This is a genomic window from Terriglobus sp. YAF25, from assembly GCF_052113305.1.
Lineage (GTDB): Bacteria > Acidobacteriota > Terriglobia > Terriglobales > Acidobacteriaceae > Terriglobus.
This window is the reverse complement of record NZ_JBFRCY010000490.1, coordinates 1-3,579: the sequence shown is the minus strand read 5'-3', so window position 1 is coordinate 3,579 and position 3,579 is coordinate 1. Positions and strand designations below refer to the sequence as shown.

Sequence of the window (3,579 nt, the reverse complement as noted above, 5' to 3'; positions counted from 1 at the left end):
GGACTTTGTTGCCCAAAAGACTCATTTTTCCATTCAGGGCTTCCTCGGCGGCCATTTGTGCCAGCTCCGGAAGGTTATTGCTTTCAGAGAGATGCGCCAGAATGACGAACTGCGCTCCGCCGTCGTAGTCCTTGCCGAGAAAGTCCGCAGCGGCATGGTTGGAGAGGTGACCGACACGCGACATCACCCTCTGTTTCACGCTCCAGGGGTAAGGGCCGTCCCTCAGCATCTCCGGATCATGGTTGGACTCAAGCATCAGCACGTCACACCTTCGGACGGCCTGCTTGACGTTAGGGGGCATGTAGCCAAGGTCAGTGGCAATGGCGATGCGGCAGCCATCGGCCTCAAAGACGAAGCCGCAGGGGTCGGCGGCATCGTGGGGAATCGTGAATGGGGTAACGCCGATATCGCCGATGGCGAAGTGCTGTCCGGCGGAGAAATAGCCTACAGACGGCAGGCGAGCCGGATCGGCTTTTGGGGCGTCCGTGTCGTTCTCGATTTCGGTATCGTCCTCGATCTCCGCCTGCATTTCTACGGCTTCAGGTTCTGCGGTCGAAGCGGCATTGTCCGGGCCCTTCCCGTAGACAACTTCCATCTCCTGCTCGCGCTGGGCCAGCCATTGGGCATAGGTCATGCGGCGCTGCGGAGACATCTGCCGCACCCAGGCACGGTGTGTCTGCTCAGTAAAGTAAACAGGAATGCCTAGCTTGCGCGCCATCACCGGGAGCCCGTTTACATGGTCCTGGTGTTCGTGAGTGATCAGGATTGCGTCCAGTGCCTGCGGATCTTCGCCGGCCGCCCGCATGCGTTTCATCAGCTCGCGGCAGCTTAGGCCGGCATCGACCAGGATGCGGGTTGAGCGGGAGGAGACCACGGTGCTGTTGCCCTTGGATCCCGAAGCCAGCACCGTCATCCGCATGACGTTAACGATACGCCCCTCCGCTGTGCAAACGGAGGGGGTTATTTGGTTTGATACCCGGCTACTTTTTTGCCGAGCGAAGCGGCGCCAGGAAGTTGACCCGGCTGYGCATCACGATCTCTTCACGCTGGTTCAGGGTGAGGGTCTGAATGGTCACCACGCCGAAGTTCGGCCGCTTGTTGCTCTGCCGCACGCCAACGACCTCAGTATCCGTGTGCAGGGAGTCGCCCGGACGTACCGGCATGGTCCAGCGGATCTCTTCCACACCGGCGCCGATCATGCCCCCGGCAACCCGGATAGTCTCCACACGCATGCGCATCACGATAGCTGCGGTCAGCCAGCCCGAGGCCGCCAGGCCGCCGAAGAACGAGTTCTCTCCGGCCGTTTCGTCCAGGTGAAAAGGCTGAGGGTCGTATTTCTCGCCGAACTCTTTGATGTCCGCCGCGGTCACCTTCACGCTGCCGTGCGATTGAAACTTCTGCCCCAGGTGGAAATCTTCAAAGTAAAGCTCGTTCGCCATACGCTCCTCTTGTTGAGCGAAGTCTATCAAAGCGGGATGCGGACAAGCAGGCACGTAATGTTGTCGGCGCCGCCCATCACGTTGGCCTCGCCGATCATCGAACGGCAGACCAGCTCCAGATCGTCGCCCGCGGCCCGCAGATGCCGCGCCAGATCGCTATCCGACAGATCGCGGGTCAGGCCGTCAGAGCACAGCAGATACAGGTCACCGGGCAGCGCATCATCGCAGTGGACCTCGGTATCGATCTCGCTCTGAGAGCCGACGGCGCGTGTAATGACATTGCGGATGGGGGAGAACTCCGCCTCCTCCGGCGTGATAAGGCCGGCGCGGAGCTGTTCTTCGACCAAGGAGTGATCCTGGGTAAGGCGGTGCAGCTCGCCTTTACGCAAACGGTAGCATCGCGAGTCGCCCGCGTGCGCCGTCCATACTTCAAATGGTGCCTCATGGCCCTCCTCGCCGCGCTGCACGAGCAATGAGACCAGGGTCGTGCCCATACCGCGCAGGTCTGCCGAGGTCTTTGCCTTGGTGATGACGGCTTTGTTGGCTGCGGCGACGGCATCGTCAAGAAGTTGTGCCGGAGATGTGCGGCGTTTTGCTGCTCTCCGCGCGCCGAACTCTTTCAGAAAGGTCTCTACGGCAAGATGGCTGGCAATCTCACCGGCGGCAGCTCCGCCCATGCCGTCACAGACGACGAAGAGCCCGGCCTTTGCATCGGCGCCGCAGGCGTCCTCATTGCCTTTGCGGACACGGCCGACGTCCGACAGCATGGCGTGCTCAAGCTTCAGATCCCGACGGGCTTCCATCCACCACCGACGATACACGCTTCTGTGGAAGCGGCGATTGCATTTTTCAGCGCATCGGTTAGCCTCAAAGTCACTGTGGGACGAATTCTGCTCGGTGACAACCTCTCCAGACTCAAGAAGCTAGCTGCCGGCTCTGTTCCGCTGATCTACATCGATCCGCCGTTCAATACAGGCCGCATCCAGAAGCGGCAGCGCATCCGCACCGTCCGCGATGAGGTCAATGGCGACCGCAGTGGATTTGCGGGGAAACGGTATCGCACGGAAAAACTGGATGGTCCGGCGGGTTACCACGATATCTTCGATGACTTTCTCGGCTTTCTGCAGCCCCGCCTGCAAGAGGCCTACCGTGTGCTTTCGCCGGCAGGATCGTTTTTCCTGCACCTGGACCCGCGTGAGGTGCATTACGCCAAGGTGATGCTCGACGGTATCTTCGGCCGCGAATGCTTCCAGAACGAGATCATCTGGGCGTACGACTACGGCGCCCGGTCAAAGTCACGCTGGCCGGCCAAGCACGACAACATCCTCTGGTACACGAAGGATCCCGCGAACTTTACCTTCCATCTCGACGTTTGTGACCGTATCCCCTACATGGCTCCGAAGTTGGTCGGAGAACACAAGGCGGCAAAGGGGAAGACGCCGACCGATGTCTGGTGGCACACCATCGTCTCGCCCACAGGGAAGGAGAAGACCGGCTACCCGACACAAAAGCCTCTTGGCGTGCTGGAGCGCATCGTGAAGGTGCACTCCAATCCCGGCGACCTGGTGCTGGACTTCTTCGCAGGCTCAGGAACAACAGGAGAAGCCGCCATCCGCAACGGCCGCGACTTCCTCCTGATGGACTCAAGCAAAGAAGCTGTCGCCATCATGCGCAAACGCCTGGCGAAATGGATCAAGAAAAAGAAGTAGAAAGGGCGCGGTCATCACCGCGCCCCTTATTCAATCATTCAATCATTCAATTTCCCGTCGGGTTCTTCCAACTAGCAACCAGGAACTAGCAACCAGCAACTAGGGCGTATCGACATATTCACTTCCGCTGCGGGAGAGTTTTTTGTTGCAGTTTTTGCATGGGAGTATTGCGCTACGAGCTGACCGATGCTCAGTGGAATCGGATAGAAGGGTTGTTGCCAGGCCGAGCGGGTCATGTGGGCCGTCCTGGGGAAGATAACCGTCGGTTTGTGAACGGAGTTATTTGGGTAGTCCGGTCTGGGATGCGTTGGGCAGACCTGCCAGAGCGGTATGGCAAGTACAAGAGCGTCCACAAGCGGTTCGTTCGCTGGGCTCAGGCGGGGGTGTGGGATCGCGTCTTTGCGGACCTTGTCCGAGATAAGAAAAACCCG

At 59.7% G+C, this 3,579-nt stretch carries 5 protein-coding genes; 2 read left to right on the top strand and 3 right to left on the bottom strand.

From position 1 onward, the window contains the following. The 3 genes from AB4043_RS18630 to AB4043_RS18620 all read right to left on the bottom strand — a co-directional run. The coding region (locus AB4043_RS18630; protein ID WP_442307751.1) for an MBL fold metallo-hydrolase at positions 1-919 on the bottom strand (919 nt) is incomplete at its 3' end. Positions 920-980: 61 nt separating this feature from the next. Further along, complete coding sequence (locus AB4043_RS18625; RefSeq protein ID WP_442307750.1) at positions 981-1,439, bottom strand: MaoC family dehydratase; 459 nt, start codon at positions 1,437-1,439, stop codon at positions 981-983. 26 nt (positions 1,440-1,465) lie between these two features. Next, the gene (locus AB4043_RS18620; RefSeq protein ID WP_442302761.1) at positions 1,466-2,242 is read right to left on the bottom strand and encodes a PP2C family protein-serine/threonine phosphatase; all 777 of its coding nucleotides are present in this window, start codon (positions 2,240-2,242) and stop codon (positions 1,466-1,468) included. On the opposite strand from AB4043_RS18620, the gene AB4043_RS18615 reads away from it, so the two are divergent. After that, complete coding sequence (locus AB4043_RS18615) at positions 2,210-3,148, top strand: DNA-methyltransferase (protein WP_442302762.1); 939 nt, start codon at positions 2,210-2,212, stop codon at positions 3,146-3,148. The two genes, AB4043_RS18620 and AB4043_RS18615, sit on opposite strands and share 33 nt — an antisense overlap. A gap of 158 nt (positions 3,149-3,306) precedes the next feature. Further along, on the top strand, positions 3,307-3,579 hold a 273-nt coding region (locus AB4043_RS18610; RefSeq protein WP_442307749.1), incomplete at its 3' end, for an IS5 family transposase.